Origin of the sequence: Sphingobium phenoxybenzoativorans, assembly GCF_018286635.1 — a bacterium.
Taxonomy (GTDB): domain Bacteria; phylum Pseudomonadota; class Alphaproteobacteria; order Sphingomonadales; family Sphingomonadaceae; genus Sphingobium; species Sphingobium phenoxybenzoativorans.
Genome location: NZ_CP073910.1, coordinates 2,528,693 through 2,550,558, shown reverse-complemented (window position 1 = coordinate 2,550,558; position 21,866 = coordinate 2,528,693). Strand labels below are relative to the sequence as shown.

Below are 21,866 nucleotides of genomic sequence, written 5' to 3'. Positions count from 1 at the left end.
TTAACCACGCAGCCCTATGGTGCTGTCCATGAGCGCCATGCCGCTAGATCATGGAGCGACCTTTCCGGTCGGCTCCCGTCCCCTGATGGCGACCATCGGTTCGGTCGGCGGGCCGATCCTGCACATGCTTGATCTCGCACAATTTTTGCCGGTTGGCGGCTCCCTGTGGACGGACGCGCTGATCAGCGAGACCCGCCGTCATCTGGCGGGATGCGTGAACGCCGTGGAGGCTGAGTTGCGCGATGTGCTGTCCGGCACCGCGCTTGCTTCCGCTTTTTCGGCCATAAGGGAAGGATCTGCATGGGTGGGCCTTCAGGCCAATCCGCAGTTGATCGGCGCTGATCTGATCGCGCAGATGCGCATCCGGGCGGCCATCGGTCTGCTCACGCGCCAAGCGGGTCTGGGTGCCGACAATCCCGTCGCCCGCGATGGCGAGGATATTTCCTGGCTGCATTATGACGCCGATCCCGATGTGGCGGCGCAGGCAAGCGCGCTTTCCCTGGCTGAATTGCGCTGGGCGACCGTACAGGGCGAACATGCGGCAATGGCGGCCGACCTTCCCGCCGAGCAGTTCGCGGATATCGTCTGGACCGTGACCGCGCTCAGCGTGGCGGGGATTGGCCGCACCGGCTTGGCCGATCCGCTGTCCGTGCAGACATTGATCGCCACAGCCGCCGCCAACATCATTGCCGCGCATGATGAGGGCGAGACGCCGGTTGCGCGGGCCAGCAGGATTGCGCGCCTCTTGCGCGGACGGCCGGATGAAGGCGAATTGCTTGGGCAGGCGCTGGCCCATCGCCGCATGCTCCTGTTCGCGGCGTTTGCGGGCGAACGCGCAGGCATGCCCGCGCATGCGGTGCTGGACGCGCTTGTCCATGCTCCGGCGCAACGGATTGCCGCGCTATGTCATGTGCTGGGCGGTTCCGCATCCGATTGCCGCCATCTGCTGCTCCAGATTCAGCCTGTGCGGCGCGATCTTGACGATTCGGCGATTGTCGCGCTCACCGCCGCCTTTGACGGTTGGACCGACGCCGATGGCCAAGTCGCCATCGCCAGCATGCGCGGCCCGGCGGAATTGCGCGCCAAGCTTGCCCTGATCGATCCCGCCAGCAGCGCATGAACATGTTGCCCGCGCACAGCGATGTCATCACCGCGACCGTTTCGGCCGAAGGCGTGCTGCTGAGCGCGGATGGTCCCGTTCTCGCCCTGCAACATGATGCGGGCGGTGATCTGGGCGACGCCTTGCTTGTGCCGCAACTGGCCGCCCTTGCCCGGCTATGTTGGCGGTTGAAGGTCATTCTCTCCCGTCCCGTGATCGCGGCGGGGCAGGACGTCGACCTTGACCTCTGGGTGCGCGCGGAGCCGGGCGACGATGTGGTTGAGCTTTCCATCCTGGACTGGCGCGAGCGGCCTCTCCATCCGCGCACGGCGTTTCTCGATCCCCTGGTGGAAAAGCCGGGGCATGACGGCTGGTCGTGGCAGATCGATACGCAGATGCGTTTCGTCACGGTTGATGGCGATGGGCCGGGCTTGCCCGGTCCCGGCGCGCGCCTGACGGCGCACCTGAAGCTGCTGGCGGCGGAATCCGGCGAGATGCCGATCCTGGAAGCGCTCGCCGAACGCCGTCCATTTGCAGGCCAGCGGGCTAGGGCCGTAAACGGCGCTGGCGAGGACCTGATTCTATCCGGCATTCCGCTGTTCGACATCACCGGCCGCCTGATGGGCTATCGCGGCATCGCCACCATGGCGGAAGCGGTCGAAGAAGCCGTGGACTCGGAAGGAGAGGAGGGTGAGATCGCCGCTTCTTTCTCGCCCCTGTTCGGCCGCCGCCTCGATCGCGCTCTGCGCCAGCCGCTCGGCCGGATTATCGCCAATGCCGATACGATCAGCGGCCAGTTGGAAGGGCCACTGCGGGAGGATTATGCCGCCTATGCCGCCGATATCGGATCGGCGGGCCGTCACCTGATGGAATTGGTCGACGACCTTGCCGACCTTCAGGCGATCGACCGTCCCGACTTCACTGTGGCGCGTGAGGAGGTCGACCTGGCCGATATTGCACGCCGCACGGCCGGCTTGCTGGCGGTCAAGGCCGCCGATCGCCATATCCGTATCGATGCCCCGCGCATGGACGAGCAATTGCTGGCCATCGGCGAGTTCCGCCGCGCGCTGCAGGTGATGGTCAACCTGCTCGGCAACGCCCTGCGCTATTCCCCCGAAGGATCGATGGTCTGGGTCCGGCTGGAAAATGAGGAGGGCATGGCGCGGGTGGTGGTGGCGGATCAAGGCCGCGGCATTGCGCTGGACGATCAGGAGCGCATCTTCGACAAGTTTGAGCGGCTGGGCCGGGAGGATTCCCATGGCAGCGGCCTTGGCCTCTACATTTCCCGCAAGCTGGCGCGGGCGATGGGGGGAGAAATTACCGTCGAAAGCGCGCCGGGGCAGGGCGCCCGTTTCATTTTCACCATGCCAGCGCGGCCTTGAGCGGCAGCGGCTTTTCATTGCTACCAAGAAGAAAGGCGGCCTCCCTAGGGTGGCCGCCTTTCTTCTGTGCAGATTGTCCAGCGTGGTTCAGCGCTTGTCGACCGAAACATAGTCGCGTTGCGCCGAGCCGGTATAGAGCTGACGCGGACGGCCGATCTTCTGGCCTGGATCGGAAATCATTTCGTTCCACTGCGCGACCCAGCCGACGGTGCGGGCGAGGGCGAACAGCACCGTGAACATCTCCGTCGGGAAGCCAATGGCCGACAGGATGACGCCGCTGTAGAAATCGACGTTCGGGTACAGCTTCTTCTCGATGAAGTAGGAGTCGTTGAGGGCGATCTGCTCCAGTTCGCGCGCAACTTCGAGAACGGGATCGTTGATGCCCAGCTTCTCCAGCACGTCCGTCGCGGCCTTCGACAGCACCTTCGCGCGGGGGTCGAAATTCTTGTAGACGCGATGGCCGAAGCCCATCAGGCGGAACGGATCGTCCTTGTTCTTGGCGCGGGCGATATATTCCGGGATGCGATCGACGGTGCCGATCTCCCGCAGCATGTTGAGTGCAGCTTCGTTCGCGCCGCCATGCGCCGGACCCCAGAGGCAGGCGATGCCGGCCGCGATGCACGCGAACGGGTTGGCGCCCGACGAACCGGCAAGACGGACGGTCGAAGTCGATGCGTTCTGCTCATGGTCGGCATGCAGGATGAAGATCTTGTCCATCGCATCCTCGACCACCGGGTCGACCACATATTCCTCGGCCGGGACGCCGAAGGTCATGCGCAGGAAATTGCCGGCGTAGGACAGGTCGTTGCGTGGATAGAGGAAGGGCTGGCCCACCGAATATTTGTAAGCCATGGCCGCAATCGTCGGCATCTTCGCGATCAGGCGGTGGCTGGCGATCAGCCGCTGCTTGGGATCGTTGATGTCGGTGGAGTCATGGTAGAAGGACGAAAGCGCGCCGACCACGCCGCACATGATGGCCATCGGGTGCGCATCGCGGCGGAAACCGCGATAGAAGGTCGAAAGCTGCTCATGCACCATCGTATGGCGGTTGATGGTATATTCGAACTTCTCCAGCTCCGCTTTGCTCGGCAGTTCGCCGTGTAGCAGCAGGTAGGAGACCTCCATGAAGCTCGACTTTTCCGCGAGCTGATCAATGGGATAGCCCCGGTGAAGAAGGACGCCCTGGTCGCCGTCGATATAGGTGATGGCGGATTCGCAACTCGCCGTCGACGTGAAGCCGGGGTCGAATGTGAACATCTCCGTATCGCCGTACAGCTTTCGGATGTCGATCACTTGCGGACCGACCGTGCCGCTCAGGATCGGATATTCCTTGCTATTCTCTCCAAGGGTCAGTTTGGCTTTGGTGTCGGCCACTTCGTTCTCCTTCATTCGCGTCAGTTCGCGGAAACCCGTTGGGCGTCCGACAATCTCAATAATGTTTCATCTTTCCCGAGGAGGAAGAGTACGTCGAATATCCCCGGCGAAGTGGTCCGCCCCGTCAGCGCTGCACGCAGGGGTTGAGCTACCTTGCCAAGGCCCAGTTCGGCGTCCTCTGCTACGCTGCGTATTGTTTCTTCGATCGCGTCCATCGTCCAGGAAGGAACCTGGCCAAGGGCGTCGGCAGTTGTCTGCAACAGCGTGCGCGCCGCATCGTCTAGCAGAAGCGCGGCCTTCTCGTCAAAATCCAGCGGGCGCTGTTTGACAAGAAACAAAGCGCCGTCGGCGATCTCGTCCAGCGTTTTGGCGCGGGGCTTGAGCGACGGCATGGCCTGTGCGAGCAAGCTGCTGTCATTGGCGGACATTTCCCGCCCGATCAGCGCAGCCACTCGTGGGGCGACCAGTGTAGCGAGGCGGGCGTCATCGGCTTCTCGCAGATAATGGCCGTTCAGATTTTCCAGCTTCTTGATGTCGAAGCGCGACGGGGAGCGGCCGACGCCGGCAAGGTCGAACAGTTCGACGGCCCGTTCCCGGCTGATGATTTCCTCATCGCCATGACCCCAGCCAAGACGGAGCAGATAGTTGATCACCGCCTCCGGCAGCATGCCCATGTCGTCGCGATAGGCATCGACGCCGAGCGCGCCGTGACGCTTCGACAGTTTCGCGCCATCTGCGCCGTGGATCAGCGGGATATGGGCGTAGACCGGCACCTTCCAGTCCATCGCCTTGATGATCGTAAGCTGGCGGAAGGCGTTGTTCAGATGGTCGTCGCCGCGAATGACATGGGTGACGCCCATATCATTGTCGTCGACCACCACGGCCAGCATATAGGTGGGCGTGCCATCCGACCGCAGCAGGATCATGTCGTCCAGCTCAGCATTTTGGACAACGACACGGCCCTGTACGGCATCTTCGATGACCGTTTCGCCCTCTCGCGGGGCCTTGATGCGGATAACGAAGGGCGCGCCCGCCGGCGCTTCGGACGGATCGCGGTCGCGCCAGCGGCCGTCATAGCGCATGGGCTGCTTCGCGGCCCGTTGCTGTTCGCGCAATTCCGCCAGTTCCTCCGGCGTCGCATAGCAGCGATAGGCATGGCCCGCCTCCAGCATCGCGTGGGCGACCTCGGCATGGCGCGCGGCGCGGGCGAACTGGAAAACAGGCGGCTCGTCGCCGGACAGGCCAAGCCAGTCCAACCCGTCAAAGATCGCGTCGATCGCCGCCTCGGTCGAGCGCGCGCGATCCGTATCCTCGATGCGAAGCAGGAATTTGCCGCCATGGTGACGGGCGAACAGCCAGTTGAAAAGGGCGGTGCGAGCGCCGCCAATATGCAGATAGCCAGTGGGTGAAGGAGCGAAACGCGTAACGACCGGCCCTGTTTTTGTGCCGTTTTCAGTTGTTGCGCTCACTCAACGATTCCCCGACATTCCTGCTTAACCTCATGGATCGCACGCCCCCTAGCATGGCTTTTGAGCCACGACAAACCTCCACTAAGCGTTGGGGCGGACTATCTTTTTCCGTCCTGTTTTCGGTCATCGAGCGCTGGCTGGAAAAGGAGAGGGAACATATTGCCCTCTGGGCGCCGGTGGCGCTGGGTGGCGGCATTACGGCATGGTTCCTCTTGCCGGGACCTTTCGCATGGATGGGATGGTGTTTCCTGTGCGCTGCGCTGATCGTGGCGGCGGCGCTGCTTCCTGCCGGTTCCCGCCTGCGCATGATGCTGGCCGCGGCCGGATTTCTGGCCTGCATGGGGTGCCTGATCATCTGGGGCAAGGCGGTGGCGTTCGGTGAGCCGCCGCTGGCGCGCGCGGCGTTCGTTCAGATGGCCGGCCGTATCACGCGTATCGAGCCGCTTCCGGCGCAGGGCAGCACGCGATTGGTGCTGACGCCATTGGAGCGGCCTGACCTGCCCGCCAGGGTCCGGGTCAATATTGCGGACGCCGACCGGCCAGAGGGGCTGGCGGAGGGGGCTGTCATCGCCTTTCGCGCGCGCATGATGCCGCCTGCGCCGCCCGCCGTGCCGGGCGCCTATGATTTTGCGCAACGCGCCTTCTTCGTGGGGATCGGCGCGACGGGGAAGGCTTTGCCGCCTATAGAGATTGTCGAAACGCCGGCTGGTGGCGGTCCCTCGTTGCGGCAGCGCCTCTCCGCGCATATCCAGACGCGGGTAGAGGGCGGACCGGGCGCAATCGCGGCAACCCTTGCAACCGGTGATCGGGGAGCGATCCCCGAAGACGATGCGGAAGCGATGCGGCGAAGCGGTCTGGCCCATCTGCTGTCGATCAGCGGCCTTCACGTCACTGCGCTGATCGGCGCAGTGATCTTCCTGATCCTCCGCCTGCTGGCGCTCAGTTCAAGGCTGGCGCTGCGATGGCCGTTGCTGCTTCTATCCGCCGCGGGGGGCGCTGCGGCGGGCATCGGCTACACCCTGCTGACGGGATCGGACGTGCCAACGGTGCGCTCCTGCGTCGCCGCGTTGCTCGTGCTGGGCGGCCTTGCGCTTGGCCGGGATTCTCTGACGCTCCGGCTGGTGGCGGCGGGCGCGCTGTTCATATTGCTGTTGTGGCCGGAATCGGTCGCCGGTCCAAGTTTTCAGATGAGCTTTACGGCCGTGACCGTGATTGTCGCCCTTGGCGAACATCCCCGGTTCCGCGCGCTGGTATCGGCGCGGGAGGAGGGGATGCCTGTGCGATTTCTGCGTCAGCTGCTGGGCCTTTTCCTGACTGGCCTCGCGATTGAAATTGCCCTGATGCCGATCGCTCTGTTCCATTTCCACCAGGCGGGCATGCTTGGAGCGATCGCAAATCTTATCGCCATTCCGCTGACCACCTTCATCATCATGCCGTTCGAGGCGCTGGCGCTGTTTCTCGATCTTGCGGGGCTTGGCTTCCCGGCCTGGTGGATCGTGGAGAAGGCGCTGGCGCTCCTGCTCATTGTCGCGCACGCGGTCGCCGCCAGTCCCGGCGCGGTCGCGCTGACGCCTGCGACTTCTTCCGTGGCGTTCGGGCTGACGGTGGCGGGCGGTCTCTGGTGCCTGTTGTGGCGGAGCCGGGCGCGCTGGATCGGCCTGCTGCCCGTGCTGACGGGCGCGGCCATGATCGCCATGACGCCAAAACCCGACATTATGGTGACGGGCGACGGACGCCATGTCGCCATACGCCTGCCCGATGGCGGCATGGCGATATTACGTGACAAGGCGGGCGACTATGTGCGGGACGCGCTTTCGGAAAGCGCGGGCTATGACGGTGAACTCGCCGCCTTTGCGGATATCCCGGCGGCGCGATGCAGCCGGGACCTGTGCAATGTCGATATCGTACGAGGAGAACGCCGCTGGCGAATGCTCGCGACCCGCAGTTTCGATCTGGTTCCCGCCAGCCAGCTTGCGCGCGATTGCGCCGCCGCCGACGTCGTGGTCAGCGAAAGGCGGTTGCCGCGCACCTGCAATCCGCGCTGGCTGAAGATCGACCGGTCCATGCTTCGCCGGACAGGCGGCGTCGCCGTCTATTTGCGGCAGGGCGTGATAAAGACCGTGAAACGAAAAGGCGACGCCCATCCATGGATGACGTCGCCCTCGCATTTCTCACAATATTCCCGCCAAAAGGCCGGAAAAGTTGCGCCTTAATTATACCGGCGCAGCAGCCCGGCAAGCTTACCCTGGATGCGCACCTGCGCCGCATCATAAAGCTGCGGCTCATAGGCCGAATTTGCCGGATCGAGCCGGACGCGAGGGCCCTCGCGGCGGAAATATTTGAGCGTAGCCTCGCTCTCGTCGATCAGGGCGACGACGATCTGCCCCTCGCGCGCGACGTCGGTCTTCTGGATCAGCGCGAAGTCGCCGTCGAGAATGCCAGCCTCCATCATGGAGTCCCCGGCCACTTCCAGAGCATAATGATCGCCCGCACCCAACAGCGCGGCGGGAACAGACAGCATATTCTGCCCCTCCATCGCCTCTATCGGCACACCGGCGGCGATGCGGCCATGCATGGGAATTTCGATGATATCATTGGCCGCGATCGGCATGATCGGCGCAGGCGCTTTGGGCGCTGCAACCAGCGCGGGCTTCTTCGCCCGCTCCATGCCCTCCGGCAGCTTGAGCACTTCGAGCGCTCGCGCCCGGTTGGGCAGGCGGCGGATGAAGCCGCGTTCCTCCAGCGCGCTGATCAATCGGTGGATCCCGGACTTGGAACGCAGGTCCAGCGCATCCTTCATCTCCTCGAAAGAAGGCGACACGCCACCCTCCTCAAGCCGCCGGTGAATGAAGCTGAGCAGTTCCTGTTGTTTCGACGTCATCATGATCTGTCACCATTTATGGAACGGATGCAGAACGCATAGGAAACACATGGTGGCAAGTCAAGCGGCAACGCTTCGTCGCATCCCGCGGAACCGGAAAGCCGGGATAGCGGTTTTTCCGGTCATGATGACGGCGGAGCCAGAAATGCCAGAACAACGCAGCAAGGTGGAAGACCGCCGCCGCAACCCGTATGAGAAGCGCCAGCGCCAGTTGGGCGACGAGCGCCGCCGCGATTTCTTCCCCGGCAAGGCCCAATATCAATAAAAGCCCATTGCGCGGGATCAGGCGTCAGAAGGTGATGACCGGTACAAGCGTTCCAGCGTGCGCAGCCGGTACGCCCGCAGGACGAATTATAAAGCAATTGGCGCGCGCAAGCGATTGCAGCATCGCGCTATCCTGTTCGCCCGATACCGCCACTGAGCCGTCGGTCAGGGTGGCTCGGAGATAGGCGTCGCGCTGACTGGCGTTGGCGTCCATCGCCTCGCCGAGCGGCGTCATAAGCGGCACGGGCAGGGGAGAGATGCTGCCTGCAAGTTTGCGGATGACGGGCAGCAGGAAAAGCGTCGCCGTGGCGAATGCCGATACGGGATTGCCGGGCAACCCGATCACAAGCGCGGAATCCAGCTTGCCCGAAATGAGCGGCTTGCCGGGGCGCATGGCGATTTTCCAGAAATCGATCGCGCCACCGGCCGCTTCCAGAGCAGGGCGCACAAGATCATGATCGCCAACCGACGCGCCGCCGGTGGTGACGATGATGTCGGCGCTTTTCGCACGAATGAAGGCGTGGGTCAGTATGTCCAGCGAATCGGAGATGATCCCCACCTGCTCCACCTCGCACGGGAAAGCGGACAGCATAGCGCCCAGCATCACAGCGTTGGACGCGGGCAGGCGGCCCGGCGGCGCATCCTCGCCCGGCTCGACCAGTTCGCTGCCGGTGGAGATTATGGCGATCCGCGGCTTGCGTCCGACCGGCAGCGCGCCATATCCGCCGATCGCTGCTAGCGCTATATGGGCGGGATTGAGCCGGGTGCCGCCTTCGATCAGCGTGTCGCCAATGGCGAAGTCCGATCTGGCCCGGCGCACATGCGCGCCCGCGCGCGGCGTGACGCCGGGAGCTAGCCGCATGACGTCGCCGGTCCGGGTCACATCCTCCTGCATCACCACCATGTCCGCGCCGGACGGTAATGGCGCGCCGGTGAAAATCCGCATCGCCTGTCCACTGCTCAGAGGAGCCAGGGAGGCGTCGCCCGCCGCGCTTTCGCCTGCGACCTGCCAAGGTCCGGGCAAGTCAGAATGCCGGATGGCGTAACCATCCATGGCGGACAGGTCGGCCCAGGGTTGGTCGCGTCGCGCAAGCACATCCCCGGTCAGCCACCGTCCGATGCACTGGTCCAGCGGTGTCGTTTCCCCGCCCAGAGGGGGGGCCGCGTCGAGCAATCGCCTTTGCGCCTCCGTGACGGGCAGCAAACTCATGGGCGGAGGCTCACGGTTCCGCCCGCCAGTCGCCAGACTTGCCGCCGGTCTTGGAAAGGAGGCGGACATTGCCGATGACCATGGCCTTGTCCATCGCCTTCGCCATGTCATAGACGGTCAGCAAGGCGACGGAGACGGCGGTCATCGCCTCCATCTCAACCCCTGTCTGCGCGGCGATGCGCGCCGTCGCGGTCGCGGTGACGCCGCTTTCGTCCAGCGCGAATTCCACCGTCACTGCGCTGAGCGGCAGGGGATGGCAAAGCGGGATCAGGTCGGCGGTCTTTTTCGCGGCCATGATGCCGGCGACGCGAGCGACGGCAAGCACATCGCCCTTTTTCACCAGGCCATCGGCGATCGCCCTGGCGGCGTCCGCGGACATGCTGATCCGGCCGGTCGCCACCGCTTCGCGCACGGTCATATCCTTGGCCGACACATCGACCATACGCGCGCTGCCATCGGCGTCGATATGGGTGAGGCCGCTCATGTCCCCGTCAATAGCATGCGCGTCGCCGCTTCGACATCGGCTTGCCGCATGAGCGCCTCGCCAACCAGGAAGCAGCGCACGTCATGCCCGGCCATAGCGGCGAGATCGGCATGGGAGGTCAGGCCGCTTTCCGCGACGAAGGTGCATCCCTCCGGCGCTTGCCCAACCAGTTCATAGGTGCGGGCGAAATCCACGGTAAAATCGCGCAGGTCGCGATTATTGACGCCGATCAGCCTCGATTTGAGCTTCAGCGCACGCTCCAGTTCCTGCGCGTCGTGCACCTCGACAAGAGCGTCCATGCCCAGATCCAACGCCACTGCCTCAATCTCCGCCATTTCCGCGTCATCCAGAGCGGCGGCTATGATCAGGATGGCATCGGCGCCCAACGCGCGGGCCTCCAGCACCTGCCAGGGATCGACCATGAAATCCTTGCGCAAGACAGGCAGGGTGCAGGCGGCGCGCGCGGCGATCAGATAATCGTCATGCCCCTGAAAATATGGCTCGTCGGTAAGAACCGAGAGGCAGGCCGCGCCCGCCGCTTCATAGGCCTTGGCATGAGCTGGCGGATCGAAATCGGGGCGGATCAGGCCCTTGGACGGGCTGGCTTTCTTGATCTCCGCGATCAGGCCATATCCGCTTTGCGCCTTTGCATCCAGAGCGGCGCGGAAGCCGCGCGGCGGCGTTTGCCCGGCGGCGCGCTCATGCAGGCTGGAGAGGGAGGTTGCGGCCTTGCGGCGGGCGACCTCGTCCCGCTTCACATCGCAGATTTCGATCAGCTTGTTGGTCATTTATAGGCTATCCAGCAATTGAGCAGGGCATTGGCAAGGCCCTTGTCGATGGCCTCAGCGGCCTCCTCCACGCCTTCGCGCAGGTCGTTCGCCTCGCCCGCGACCATCAGCGCGGCGGCGGCGTTGAACAGTACGGCGTCACGATAGGGGCCGGTCTCGCCAAGCAGCAAGGCGCGCAGGGCGGCGGCATTATGCGCCGGGTCGCCTCCCCGGATGGCGGAGATGGGATGTGTGGGCAGGCCGGCATCGGCGGGCGACCAGCGGCGCATGGCGACGACGCCATCGTCCGTTACGTCCGCAATGTCGTTGCCGCCTGCGACCGAAAGCTCGTCCAGTCCCTCGTCGCCCGACACCACCATCGCGCGGTTGATGCCAAGTTGCGCCAATGCTTCGGCATAGATGGGAACATAGGAGGGGCGGGCGATGCCGACCAGTTGCCTGTTCACCCGCGCGGGATTGGCGAGAGGACCCATCAGGTTGAAAATCGTCCGCTGGCCGATGGCCTTGCGGATCGGCCCCAGCCGTTTCAGCGCGGGGTGGTGATTCTGCGCGAACAGGAAGCAGATGCCGATATCCGCCAGCGAACGCTCGGCCTGTTCCGCCACATGGTTGAGATCAAGGCCCAGAGCCTCCAGCGTGTCGGCCGCCCCCGCCTTGGACGAGGCAGCCCGGTTGCCATGCTTAGCGACCGGCACGTCGCAGGCCGCAACGACAAGCGACACGGCCGTCGATACGTTCAGCGTGTGATGGCCGTCGCCGCCGGTGCCGCACACGTCGATTGCGCCCTCCGGCGCTTCGATAGGGATCATGCGCGCCCGCATCGCCTGCGCCGCGGCGGCGATCTCCGGGGCGGTCTCACCGCGCTGGCTCATACCGGTCAGGAAAGCCGCGATTGCCTCATCGCTTACCGTGCCGTCCAGTATAGCCGTGAATGCGGACGCGGCTTCATCGGCATCGAGAGGCCGGGAAGGATCGGGCAGGGTGGTCATCGGGCGTGCCTTAGCGGCGGAAAGCCCGATGAGTCGAGAGGGGCAGGATCAAGAGGGGTGGTTCAGGCTCGCTCCTTCACCCGCATGCCTGCGATCGTCATGAAATTGGCCAGCATGGCGTGGCCATGTTCCGTCGCGATGCTTTCCGGGTGGAACTGCACGCTATGTATCGGCAGCGTCTTGTGCCGGAACGCCATGACCGATCCATCCTCCGCCGTGGCGTTGACCGCCAGGCAGTCAGGAATATCCTCGACGATCAGTGAGTGGTAGCGGGTGGCGGTGAAGGGGGAGGGCAGCCCCTCGAACATGCCGGTGCCGTCATGATTGACCGGTGACGTCTTGCCGTGCATCAGGCCGCCGCGCACCACCTTGCCGCCGAAATGCTGGCCGATCGCCTGATGGCCGAGGCACACGCCCAGCAGCGGCTTGCCGGTTTCCGCGCAGGCGGAAACCATATCAAGGCTGATGCCCGCTTCATTGGGCGTGCAGGGACCGGGCGAAAGCAGAAAAGCCTGCGCGCCCGATGACAGGGCCTGCCCCGCCGACATGGCGTCGTTGCGGACGACCTCAACCTGCGCGCCCAATTCCATCAGATAATGGACCAGGTTCCAGGTGAAGCTGTCATAATTGTCGATGACGAGGATCATGCCATCCCGCTTAGCGCCCGCGCGGCGTTATTCAAAGGGATTCTGGGGGGCTTTATTCTACCCAGTCGAGGCCGATGTCGCGGTACACGCCCCGGTCATCCTCCCAGTCCGCCTTCACCTTCACATGCAGGTAGAGGTGGACAGGCACGCCGAGCAGCGCCGCCAGTTCCGCCCGCGCCTTAGACCCTATTTCCTTCAGGCGCGCGCCGCCCTTGCCCAGCACAATCGCGCGCTGGCTGGTCCGGCCGATCAGGATCTGCTGGTGGATCTCGACCGAACCGTCCGGCCGCTCGGAATATTTCTCCGTCTCTACCGCCGCCGCATAGGGCAGTTCGGCGTGAAGCTGGTGGTAAAGCTGTTCACGCGTGATTTCCGCGGCCAGCATGCGGTCGGTCGCGTCCGACACCTGATCCTCCGGGAAATGCCATGGCCCCTCCGGCATCGCCTTCGCCAGCGCGGACTTGAGTTCCGGCAGGCCGTCGCCCGTCGCGGCGCTGACGAAGAATATCTCCTCAAAACCGACGGAACCGTTCAGCCGTTCGGCATGGACGAGCAGCTTTTCCTTGATGGCGATATCGACCTTGTTGATGATCAGCCATTTGCGTTCCTTGCGCTCCTGCAGTCCTTCGACCGCCCGCGCCAGCTTCTCGCCAAGCCCCGCCTTGCCGTCGATCACCAAAGCGATGAGGTCGGCATTCTGCGCGCCGCCCCAGGCGGCCTGCACCATTGCGCGGTCCAGCCGGCGCTTGGGTTCGAAAATGCCGGGCGTGTCGACCAGAACGATCTGCGCCTCACCCTCCATCGCAACGCCCATGACGCGGGTGCGGGTGGTCTGCGCCTTTGGGCTGGTGATCGCGACCTTCTGCCCCACCAGCGCATTGACCAAGGTGGATTTGCCCGCATTGGGCGCGCCGACAACGGCAACGATGCCGCAGCTCTGGCTCATGATAATTTCTCCAAAAGAGCCTTGGCGGCGGCGGTCTCCGCCTCCTGCTTGGACCCGCCTTCGGCCGATGCGTCGCCCGCTCCCTTGATCGACACCGTGACGGTGAAGCGCAGGGCGTGATGGGGGCCGGATTTGCCGGTCATAACATATTCAGGCGGCTTGCGGCGATTGGCGGCCGCCCATTCCTGCAGCGCGGACTTGGGATGTTTGGGCGCGCTGTTCTGGGTGTGCACCCGGTCGCTCCACAGGCGCTTCACCAGCGTCCGCGCTTCATCGATCCCGCCATCCAGGAACAGCGCGCCGATGATCGCCTCCATAACGTCCCCCAGCACATTGTCGCTGTCCGCCGCGCCATCGTCGCGCGCCTGCTTGCCGAGCACCAGATGCGGTTGCACGCTGATCGAGCGGGCGACCTCCGCGCAGGTTTCACCGGAGACCAGCGCGTTGAACCGCCGGGACAGCGACCCTTCAGGCTCCGTCGGGAACAGGGTGAAAAGCCATTCCGCCATGACGATGCCGAGCACGCGGTCGCCCAGAAACTCCAGCCGCTGATAATCGCTGCCGCCTGCGCTGCCATGCGTGAGCGCCTGGGTGAACAGCGCGGGCGCCCCCGGCGCGCGCCCGATCAGCTCCTCAATCCACGCGCCCATGCCGGATCGGCTCAAAAGCCTTCCCCGATGCGGTCCCAGCGGGCAGCCGTGAACCAGGTCCAGGGGAGCAGCCAGTTGGCGCTGCCGTCTGTCGAGAATACCGACACCAGCGCGCGGCCGACCAGATTTTTCTCTGGCACCAGGCCAATGCCGCCGCCTTCCTCGGCCGGGAAACGGCTGTCGGCGCTGCGGTCGCGGTTGTCGCCCATCAGGAACAGATGGCCTTCGGGTACAACGACGGTATCGCGATTGTCGGCCGAGCCGTCCTGCACCAGATCGAGGACATTGTAGCTTTTGCCGTTGGGCAGCGTTTCGCGATATTGCGGGTAGCGGCAATTCATGCCTCCAGCCGTCATCTCCTCAAATTCCGGGCGATAGCAGGGGGAGCGATTGCCTTCTTTCTCCGCCGCGTCGATCATGTTCTGGGAAGCGGGGATAACAAGATCGGCGATTTTCTGCTTCGGGATCGCCTGGCCGTTCAGGATGACCGTGCCATTCTGTACCGATATCAGATCGCCCGGCAGGCCGATGACGCGCTTTATATAGTCCTGCTTCACGGTCGGCGGGGCCTTGAACACCACGACGTCACCGCGTTCGGGCCGCGACGCCAGCACTCGCCCAGGGATCAGCGGCGCAGAGAAAGGCAGGCTGTAGCGCGAATAGCCATAGGGCCATTTCGCCACCAGCAGATAGTCGCCGATCAACAGGCGCGGCTGCATCGATTCCGAAGGGATATTGAAGGGGGAGACGATGAAGCTGCGCAGGATAAAGACAAAGAGTGCGAGCTTTGCGAGAAACCAGAGGAAGTCCCGCGTTTCGGATTGTTTGGCCATTGCGCCCCGTACATCCTTTTCCGCCATTTGTCGCGCATTTGTAAGGTCGCGGCGTAATGGTCAAGGGACCCGCATAGTTTCTGCGCTTTCCTTCCGCTAAGAAGGCCGGGAATCGCCCATCGTCAGGAGCATCCGACCCTATGCCGAGCCAAGCCTGGACAGCCATTTCGAACCAGCCCATTCCCGAACTCAAGACCATATTCGAGTCCGATCCCGGCCGGTTGTCCAAGCTGACGCTGACCCAAGGGCCGCTGCGGTTCGACTGGTCCAAGACGCATCTGACGGATGGACTGATCGACGCCTTTGTCGGATTGGCCGAGGAAGTGGATTTCGCCGGCCGCCGGGACGCCCTGTTCAACGGCGAGAAGATCAACAACACGGAGGGCCGCGCCGCGGAACATCCGGCAGAGCGCGGCGAGGGCAATGCGGAAAGCGTCGCGCAGGCCAAGGCGCTGCATGGGCGGATGCGAGGCCTGATCGACGTCATAGAGGCTGATGCCCTGGGACCCGTGCGGCATATTCTGCATGTCGGCATCGGCGGATCGGCGCTCGGACCGGACGTGATCGTCGATGCCCTGAGCGATGAAGCCGGGCGGTATGACGTCGCCATCGTTTCCAATGTCGATGGCGTGGCGCTGGAAAAGGCGATGGCGCGGTTCGATCCGCATGCGACGATCCTGGCGGTCGCTTCCAAGACCTTCACCACGACCGAGACCATGCTGAATGCCGCCAGCGCCATCGCCTGGATGCAGGAGGCGGGCGTGGACGATCCTTATGGCCGGGTGATCGCGCTGACCGCATCGCCGGAGAAGGCGATGGAATGGGGCGTGGATGAAACCCGCATATTACCATTCAACGAATCCGTCGGCGGCCGCTATTCGCTTTGGTCGTCAATCGGTTTTCCCGCTGCTCTGGCGCTCGGCTGGGGGGCGTTCGAAAGCCTGCTGGAAGGGGCGGCGGCGATGGACCGTCATTTCCGGCTTGCCGCGCCACGCGAAAATGCGCCGCTGATCGCTGCGTTTGTGGATCAATTCTACGCCCGCATCCTGAAATGCCAGACCCGTGCAGTCTTTGCCTATGATGAGCGGCTCAAGCTGCTTCCCTCCTATCTTCAACAGCTTGAGATGGAGAGCAATGGCAAGAGCGTGAAGGCGGACGGCTCTCCCGTCGATGGGCCGACCTCCGCCATCACCTGGGGCGGCGTAGGCACGGATGCGCAGCATGCGGTGTTCCAGTTGCTGCATCAGGGCACGCATGTCGTGCCGGTCGAGTTCATTGCGTCGAAGGAGCCGGGCCACAGCCTCGATCCCGCCCATCACCGGACGTTGCTCGTCAACTGCTTCGCGCAAGGCGCGGCGCTGATGCGGGGCAAGGAGAATGCGAGCGATCCGGCGCGCGCCTATCCGGGCAATCGCCCTTCGACCACGATCCTGCTCGACGATGTGACGCCGGAGGCGCTGGGCGCTCTGATCGCCTTTTACGAGCATCGCACCTTCGCCAACGCCATGCTGATGGAGATTAACCCCTTCGACCAGTTCGGCGTGGAACTGGGCAAGGAGATCGCCAAATCGATCGAAAAGGATGGTCCGACTGGTTTCGATCCCTCGACCATGGCCCTGATCGATCTCGCCTTGAGCTAATCGCATCAAGGCGTGATTGGCCGACCCGGCCGATCGCATACCTACCGAATGCCATGATGGTTGGCCTGCGTTGTCCTTTAAGACGATTTCCCATTTGTAACGCGAACCAAGCCACGCCATATCCCGCGCCAAGTGGAGATTGTGCATGAGCGATTATGACTATGACCTGTTCGTCATCGGCGCTGGATCGGGAGGGGTAAGGGCCGCCCGCGTCTCCTCCGCGCATGGGGCCAGGGTTGCGATCGCCGAGGAATATCGCGTTGGCGGCACCTGCGTCATTCGCGGTTGCGTGCCCAAGAAGCTGCTCGTGTTCGGCGCGCATTTCGCCGAGGATCTGAAAGATGCGCGCCGTTTCGGGTGGAATGTACCGGATTGCGATTTCGACTGGAAAACGCTGCGCGACAATGTGCTGGCCGATGTCGACAGGCTGGAGGGTCTCTATACCCAGACGCTGGGCAATCATAAGGTCGAGATCATCCCGGAGCGGGCGACAATCGCCGGGCCGCATGAAGTGAAGCTGGCCAGCGGCAAGACGGTCACTGCGAAATATATTCTCGTCGCCACCGGCGCCTGGCCGATGGTGCCGGAGGTAGAGGGCGCTGAGCATGGCGTGACCTCAAACGAGGTGTTTCATCTGGATGAATGCCCTAAACGCGTCGTGATCGCTGGCGGCGGTTATATCGCCAATGAGTTCGCCGGCATCTTCCACGAATTTGGCGCGCATGTGACGCTCGTAAACCGGTCGGATCAGATGCTGCGCAGCTATGACGCGCAAATCCGCGACCGCCTGCTGCAGATCAGCATGGGGAAAGGGATCAATTTCCGCTTCAATGCGCAGATGGAGCGGATCGAAAAGAATGAGGATGGCACCATGTGCATCCGCATCAAGGATGGCGACCCCATCGCTTGCGATCTGCTGCTGTTCGCCACCGGCCGCAAGCCCAAGAGCGACAGTCTGGGCCTAGAGGAGGTAGGGGTCGAGATTGACGACAAGGGCGCGATCAAGGTCGACGACCATAACCGGACCAATGTCGAAAGTATCTACGCGGTGGGCGACGTCACCAACAGGGTGCAATTGACACCGGTGGCCATCCGCGAGGGGCATGCCTTTGCGGACACAGTGTTCGGCGGCAATCCGCGCACTGTCGACTATGGCTGCATCCCTTCCGCCGTGTTCAGCCACCCGCCGCTTGCCGCGGTCGGCATGACGGAGGCTGAGGCGCGCAACAAGCTGGGCACGGTCAAGGTCTACACGTCGGATTTCCGGGCGATGAAGAATGTCCTCGCCAATCGCAACGAGCGCGCGCTCTACAAGATGATTGTCGATGCGACGACCGACCGGGTGGTTGGCCTGCACATGATCGGGCCAGATGCGCCGGAGATTCTGCAGGCGGCGGCGGTCGCCGTGAAGGCCGGGCTGACCAAGCAGGATTTCGACGATACCGTCGCGCTTCACCCCAGCATGGCGGAGGAGCTGGTGCTGCTGAAATAAGCGGGGTCTGAGGCCGCTTTGGCGTCTTCCGCGTCCGTCGCAGCCGGCGCTGCCTCCGCCTTGGTGGGGAGGGTGGTGCCGCAGGTGCGGTAGGAGGCGTGATTGAAATGCCCCTGGGCGGCGTCTTTCAGCAGTTGGCAAAGCTTTGCGCCATTGGCGATGAGCTTTGACTTGTCAAAACAGGCGACCGCGCCCCTAGCGAACGCTTCCTTGCAAATGTCCGATTTATGCTTGGCGGAGGAGGAGACCAGCACCGCCGACATAGGATGCCAATGGTCTTTGATACGATCCAGGAAATCCAGGCCGTTGAGGCCCGGCAGATGGAGATCGACGGCTATGACGTCCGGCGTCACCTGATCGATCATGGCCAGGGCTTCCTCCGCGCTCTCGGCAAGGCCCACAAGCTTGAGTTCGGGGTCAGCGAGCAGCAACTCCTCGAACATGGCGCGGATGGTGAGAGAGTCGTCGATCACAAGGACGCGCGGGCGAAGCATTCGGCGTAAACTCTCATTCTGCCGTCAGGCGGAGCATTCATCCCGTTATGAGAGTGAATCCAGTTAATTAACGGCAAATAGCCGGATTGTTTTAGTCAATGAGGTAGGGAACGATCTGGCGATTATCCGGGTCGATGCGGATCGCCCGGTCAGCGGGCGGGAAGGCGCGCTGATCACAGCTATGCCGGGAGCACAGGCGGCAGGTCACGCCTATCGGCGTCGCTGACGCCTCATCGTTCAGGCGTAAGCCATCGGCATAGACAAAATTGCCCGCATGTTCGACTTCACAGCCCAGAACAACGGCATAGCGGCGCGGTGATCGCGCATAGCTGCCGGAAGGCTTCACCAGCCCCTTGGCCATGGAGACATAGCGGACGCCATCGGGCGTCTCGCCGAGTTGCACGTTGATCCGGTCGGGAATGGCGACCGTCTCATGCACGTTCCATAGCGGGCAGGCGCCGCCGAAGCGCGCAAATTGCAGCCGGGTGGCGCTGTGCCGTTTGGTGATGTTGCCCGCCATGTCCACACGGCAGAAGAAGAAGGGAATGCCCCGCATGCCTGGCCGCTGCAGGGTAGAGAGGCGGTGGCACGCCTGTTCGAAGCTCACGCCGAAGCGGCGGGCGAGCCTGTCGATATCATGCCGCAATTCCCGTGCGCTTTCCCGGAACCGGGCATAGGGCATCAGCAAGGCTCCGGCGGCATAATTGGCAAGACCAATGGTCAGCAGCCGGTCCGCCTCCAGGATCGGCAGGTTCGCCTGCCGCGCGACATCCGCGATCAGCGCCGATCCCTCCAGCATCATCAACTGGTGCGCCAGCATGAACTTGCGGCTTTCGGTGGGAAGGGCGGCGTTGATAAACAGCCGCTTGCTCACGCTCTCATAGGTGCGCAGCGCGGAATCAGGCGTTTCAGCGATCAGCGTTTCCAGCCCGTGCCGCCGCGCCAGCGCCTCAACCAGCATGCCCTCGTCAAGCTCGTCCCCCGCCCACAGCTTGGCCGCCATATCCTCGGCAAGGCAATCGATGGAATGGACATAATTACCCGCGTCATGAAACCAGTCGCGCACGGCTTCCCAGGGCATGCGGGCTTGTGTTGCCGTGTCATTGGCGATCGCTTCCTCGATCATGTTCAGCCGTTCGTTGGCCTGCCGGTAGGCGCGATGCAGATCGACATAGCGGGCGGCGAACTCTGGGAATTGCAGGTGCAGCTTCTCGATCCGTTCCGGCTCCAGCGGCGCGCGCGATACCTCCGGATGCGCAAGCGCGAAGGTGAAGGCGCCAAGAAGCTGTTCCTCCTCCCGCGGGTCGAAAGCCGCCCAATCCAGGGGGAATGCTTCTGCAAGCGCCGCCTTCACCTTCGCCGTCAGGGGGCGATCGTCATTTTCTAGCTGGCTGAGATAGGATACGGAAATGCCCAGCATCGCGGCCATGGCGGCCTGGTCCATACGCTGGTCCAACCGAAGTTGCCGAAGCTTTTGTCCCGCGAAAATCCGTGCGCCACGTGCCATTTTTCCGCAATAGTTTGCAAAACGGATGTTTGCAATTCCGCAAATTCACATTTGCACTGCGGATAAAGGCATGGAAAGGGAGCGGCTTGCCGCGTGGCGGTTGCAAGAGAGGATGCGCATGTCGAAGCTCGCTGTCGTCGAACAATTGGAAGCGAAACGGGAGGCGGCCCGCCTTGGCGGGGGCGAAAGGCGAATCGCCGCCCAGCATTCCAAGGGCCGGTTGACAGCGCGCGAACGGCTGGACGTGCTGCTGGACGAAGGCAGCTTCGAAGAACTCGACATGTATGTCGAGCATAACTGCACCGACTTCGGCATGGACGAGCAGCATATCCCCGGCGACGGTGTTGTCACCGGATCGGGCACCGTCAACGGACGTCTGGTTTTCGTGTTCAGCCAGGATTTCACCGTGTTCGGCGGCTCGCTGTCCGAACGGCATGCGCAGAAGATCTGCAAGATCATGGACATGGCCATGAAGGTCGGCGCGCCGGTGATCGGCCTCAACGATTCCGGCGGCGCGCGCATCCAGGAAGGCGTCGCTTCGCTTGCCGGCTATGCCGAAGTGTTCCAGCGCAATGTGAACGCCAGCGGCGTCATCCCGCAGATCAGCGTCATCATGGGGCCGTGCGCGGGCGGCGCGGTCTATTCGCCGGCGATGACCGACTTCATCTTCATGGTGAAGGACAGCAGCTACATGTTCGTCACGGGTCCCGACGTCGTGAAGACCGTGACGAATGAGATCGTGACGCAGGAGGAACTGGGCGGCGCGGTGACGCACACCACCAAGTCCGGCGTCGCCGACGTGGCGTTCGAAAATGATATCGAGGCGCTGCTGGCCACCCGCGACTTTATCGACTTCCTGCCCGGATCGAACCAGGAGCCGGTGCCGGAGCGTCCCACCGCCGATGCATGGGACCGGATCGAGGAAAGCCTGGACACGCTGGTCCCGGCCAACGCCAACCAGCCCTATGACATGCATGAGCTGATCCGGAAGGTCGTCGATGAAGGCGACTTCTTCGAGGTGCAGCCCGCCCATGCTGGCAATATCATCTGCGGCTTCGGACGGATCGAGGGTAAGACCATCGGCATCGTCGCCAACCAGCCTATGGTGCTGGCGGGTTGCCTTGATATCGGTTCGTCGAAGAAGGCGGGGCGCTTCGTGCGCTTCTGCGATGCGTTCGATATTCCGATCATCACCTTTGTCGATGTGCCGGGCTTCCTGCCGGGCGTGGGACAGGAGCATAACGGCATCATCAAGCATGGCGCGAAGCTGTTGTTCGCCTATGCCGAGGCGACCGTGCCGAAGATTACCGTCATCACGCGCAAGGCCTATGGCGGCGCCTATGACGTTATGTCGTCCAAGCATCTGCGCGGCGACCTCAACTATGCCTGGCCGACCGCGGAAATCGCGGTGATGGGCGCAAAGGGCGCGGTGGAGATCATCTTCCGTGGCAAGACGCCGGAAGAAATCGCTGAACGCACTGCCGAATATGAAGCGCGTTTCGCCAACCCGTTTGTCGCTGCATCCAAAGGCTTCATCGACGAAGTGATCCAGCCGCATTCCACGCGCAAGCGGATCGCGCTGGGCCTGCGCAAGCTCAAGAACAAGAGCCTGGAGAATCCCTGGAAGAAGCACGACAATATTCCGCTGTGACTTGTTCCCCTCCCGCGTGCGGGAGGGGTTAGGGGAGGGCATGTTCCTCTCGATTGATTGATGCCG

Annotated in this window: 19 protein-coding genes; 6 read left to right on the top strand and 13 right to left on the bottom strand. The window is 63.3% G+C overall.

Annotated features, from left to right (window positions below):
• Positions 1-37: 37 nt before the first annotated feature.
• Together KFK14_RS12430 and KFK14_RS12425 are read left to right on the top strand one after the other, a co-directional pair.
• Complete coding sequence (locus KFK14_RS12430) at positions 38-1,120, top strand: hypothetical protein (RefSeq protein WP_212607859.1); 1,083 nt, start codon at positions 38-40, stop codon at positions 1,118-1,120.
• On the top strand, positions 1,117-2,481 hold the full coding sequence (locus KFK14_RS12425) for a sensor histidine kinase (protein ID WP_212607858.1): 1,365 nt from the start codon (positions 1,117-1,119) through the stop codon (positions 2,479-2,481). The genes KFK14_RS12430 and KFK14_RS12425 overlap by 4 nt, the downstream gene beginning before the upstream one ends.
• 87 nt (positions 2,482-2,568) lie before the next feature.
• On the opposite strand, the gene KFK14_RS12420 is transcribed toward KFK14_RS12425, so the two are convergent.
• Together KFK14_RS12420 and gltX are read right to left on the bottom strand one after the other, a co-directional pair.
• On the bottom strand, positions 2,569-3,855 hold the full coding sequence (locus KFK14_RS12420; RefSeq protein WP_070153448.1) for a citrate synthase: 1,287 nt from the start codon (positions 3,853-3,855) through the stop codon (positions 2,569-2,571).
• A gap of 20 nt (positions 3,856-3,875) precedes the next feature.
• Positions 3,876-5,324 carry a glutamate--tRNA ligase gene (gene gltX, locus KFK14_RS12415; RefSeq protein WP_212607857.1) on the bottom strand — a complete coding sequence of 483 codons (1,449 nt, stop codon included), beginning with the start codon at positions 5,322-5,324 and terminating at the stop codon, positions 3,876-3,878.
• 53 nt (positions 5,325-5,377) lie between these two features.
• Between gltX and KFK14_RS12410 the strand changes: the two genes are divergently transcribed.
• Entirely contained in the window at positions 5,378-7,537 is a 2,160-nt protein-coding gene (locus tag KFK14_RS12410; protein ID WP_212607856.1) for a ComEC/Rec2 family competence protein, read from the top strand.
• Here the strand turns inward: KFK14_RS12410 and lexA are convergent.
• From lexA to lepB, 9 genes are all read right to left on the bottom strand, one after another.
• Positions 7,534-8,208, bottom strand: coding sequence for a transcriptional repressor LexA (lexA, locus tag KFK14_RS12405; protein ID WP_212607855.1), 675 nt, complete (start codon positions 8,206-8,208; stop codon positions 7,534-7,536). The genes KFK14_RS12410 and lexA overlap by 4 nt on opposite strands.
• A 286-nt stretch (positions 8,209-8,494) precedes the next feature.
• Complete coding sequence (locus KFK14_RS12400; RefSeq protein ID WP_212607854.1) at positions 8,495-9,679, bottom strand: molybdopterin molybdotransferase MoeA; 1,185 nt, start codon at positions 9,677-9,679, stop codon at positions 8,495-8,497.
• Between the two features lie 10 nt (positions 9,680-9,689).
• The gene (gene moaC / locus KFK14_RS12395; RefSeq protein WP_212607853.1) at positions 9,690-10,163 is read right to left on the bottom strand and encodes a cyclic pyranopterin monophosphate synthase MoaC; all 474 of its coding nucleotides are present in this window, start codon (positions 10,161-10,163) and stop codon (positions 9,690-9,692) included.
• Positions 10,160-10,951, bottom strand: a complete 792-nt coding sequence (gene trpC, locus KFK14_RS12390) for an indole-3-glycerol phosphate synthase TrpC (RefSeq protein ID WP_212607852.1) — start codon at positions 10,949-10,951, stop codon at positions 10,160-10,162. The genes moaC and trpC overlap by 4 nt, the downstream gene beginning before the upstream one ends.
• Positions 10,948-11,940 carry an anthranilate phosphoribosyltransferase gene (gene trpD, locus KFK14_RS12385; protein WP_212607851.1) on the bottom strand — a complete coding sequence of 331 codons (993 nt, stop codon included), beginning with the start codon at positions 11,938-11,940 and terminating at the stop codon, positions 10,948-10,950. Before trpD ends, trpC begins: the two co-directional genes overlap by 4 nt.
• A 62-nt stretch (positions 11,941-12,002) precedes the next feature.
• Complete coding sequence (locus KFK14_RS12380) at positions 12,003-12,587, bottom strand: anthranilate synthase component II (protein ID WP_212607850.1); 585 nt, start codon at positions 12,585-12,587, stop codon at positions 12,003-12,005.
• Between the two features lie 52 nt (positions 12,588-12,639).
• Entirely contained in the window at positions 12,640-13,533 is an 894-nt protein-coding gene (gene era, locus KFK14_RS12375) for a GTPase Era (RefSeq protein WP_212607849.1), read from the bottom strand.
• Positions 13,530-14,183: a ribonuclease III gene (gene rnc, locus KFK14_RS12370; protein ID WP_212611141.1), complete on the bottom strand. Its 654-nt coding sequence runs from the start codon at positions 14,181-14,183 to the stop codon at positions 13,530-13,532. The genes era and rnc overlap by 4 nt, the downstream gene beginning before the upstream one ends.
• A gap of 11 nt (positions 14,184-14,194) precedes the next feature.
• Complete coding sequence (gene lepB, locus KFK14_RS12365) at positions 14,195-15,016, bottom strand: signal peptidase I (protein ID WP_212607848.1); 822 nt, start codon at positions 15,014-15,016, stop codon at positions 14,195-14,197.
• 140 nt (positions 15,017-15,156) lie between these two features.
• Between lepB and pgi the strand changes: the two genes are divergently transcribed.
• Both pgi and gorA read left to right on the top strand, forming a co-directional pair.
• A complete protein-coding gene (pgi, locus tag KFK14_RS12360; protein ID WP_212607847.1) occupies positions 15,157-16,656 on the top strand; it encodes a glucose-6-phosphate isomerase in 1,500 nt (499 codons plus the stop codon).
• A gap of 145 nt (positions 16,657-16,801) precedes the next feature.
• Entirely contained in the window at positions 16,802-18,148 is a 1,347-nt protein-coding gene (gene gorA, locus KFK14_RS12355; RefSeq protein ID WP_212607846.1) for a glutathione-disulfide reductase, read from the top strand.
• Here gorA and KFK14_RS12350 read toward each other — a convergent pair.
• Together KFK14_RS12350 and KFK14_RS12345 are read right to left on the bottom strand one after the other, a co-directional pair.
• Positions 18,109-18,642: a response regulator gene (locus KFK14_RS12350; RefSeq protein ID WP_212607845.1), complete on the bottom strand. Its 534-nt coding sequence runs from the start codon at positions 18,640-18,642 to the stop codon at positions 18,109-18,111. The genes gorA and KFK14_RS12350 overlap by 40 nt on opposite strands.
• Positions 18,643-18,733: 91 nt before the next feature.
• On the bottom strand, positions 18,734-20,149 hold the full coding sequence (locus tag KFK14_RS12345; RefSeq protein ID WP_070153407.1) for a helix-turn-helix domain-containing protein: 1,416 nt from the start codon (positions 20,147-20,149) through the stop codon (positions 18,734-18,736).
• 118 nt (positions 20,150-20,267) lie between these two features.
• Between KFK14_RS12345 and KFK14_RS12340 the strand changes: the two genes are divergently transcribed.
• Entirely contained in the window at positions 20,268-21,800 is a 1,533-nt protein-coding gene (locus tag KFK14_RS12340; RefSeq protein WP_212607844.1) for an acyl-CoA carboxylase subunit beta, read from the top strand.
• Positions 21,801-21,866: the final 66 nt, after the last annotated feature.

Coding starts and splice junctions, on each gene's coding strand:
- pgi (WP_212607847.1), top strand. CDS start 15,157: ATGCCGAGCCAAGCCTGGACAGCCATTTCGAACCAGCCCATTCCCGAA.
- lepB (WP_212607848.1), bottom strand. CDS start 15,016: ATGGCCAAACAATCCGAAACGCGGGACTTCCTCTGGTTTCTCGCAAAG.
- KFK14_RS12400 (WP_212607854.1), bottom strand. CDS start 9,679: ATGAGTTTGCTGCCCGTCACGGAGGCGCAAAGGCGATTGCTCGACGCG.
- KFK14_RS12430 (WP_212607859.1), top strand. CDS start 38: ATGCCGCTAGATCATGGAGCGACCTTTCCGGTCGGCTCCCGTCCCCTG.
- KFK14_RS12345 (WP_070153407.1), bottom strand. CDS start 20,149: ATGGCACGTGGCGCACGGATTTTCGCGGGACAAAAGCTTCGGCAACTT.
- trpD (WP_212607851.1), bottom strand. CDS start 11,940: ATGACCACCCTGCCCGATCCTTCCCGGCCTCTCGATGCCGATGAAGCC.
- lexA (WP_212607855.1), bottom strand. CDS start 8,208: ATGATGACGTCGAAACAACAGGAACTGCTCAGCTTCATTCACCGGCGG.
- gorA (WP_212607846.1), top strand. CDS start 16,802: ATGAGCGATTATGACTATGACCTGTTCGTCATCGGCGCTGGATCGGGA.
- rnc (WP_212611141.1), bottom strand. CDS start 14,183: ATGGGCGCGTGGATTGAGGAGCTGATCGGGCGCGCGCCGGGGGCGCCC.
- KFK14_RS12340 (WP_212607844.1), top strand. CDS start 20,268: ATGTCGAAGCTCGCTGTCGTCGAACAATTGGAAGCGAAACGGGAGGCG.
- KFK14_RS12425 (WP_212607858.1), top strand. CDS start 1,117: ATGAACATGTTGCCCGCGCACAGCGATGTCATCACCGCGACCGTTTCG.
- trpC (WP_212607852.1), bottom strand. CDS start 10,951: ATGACCAACAAGCTGATCGAAATCTGCGATGTGAAGCGGGACGAGGTC.
- KFK14_RS12380 (WP_212607850.1), bottom strand. CDS start 12,587: ATGATCCTCGTCATCGACAATTATGACAGCTTCACCTGGAACCTGGTC.
- KFK14_RS12350 (WP_212607845.1), bottom strand. CDS start 18,642: ATGCTTCGCCCGCGCGTCCTTGTGATCGACGACTCTCTCACCATCCGC.
- era (WP_212607849.1), bottom strand. CDS start 13,533: ATGAGCCAGAGCTGCGGCATCGTTGCCGTTGTCGGCGCGCCCAATGCG.
- KFK14_RS12410 (WP_212607856.1), top strand. CDS start 5,378: ATGGCTTTTGAGCCACGACAAACCTCCACTAAGCGTTGGGGCGGACTA.
- moaC (WP_212607853.1), bottom strand. CDS start 10,163: ATGAGCGGCCTCACCCATATCGACGCCGATGGCAGCGCGCGTATGGTC.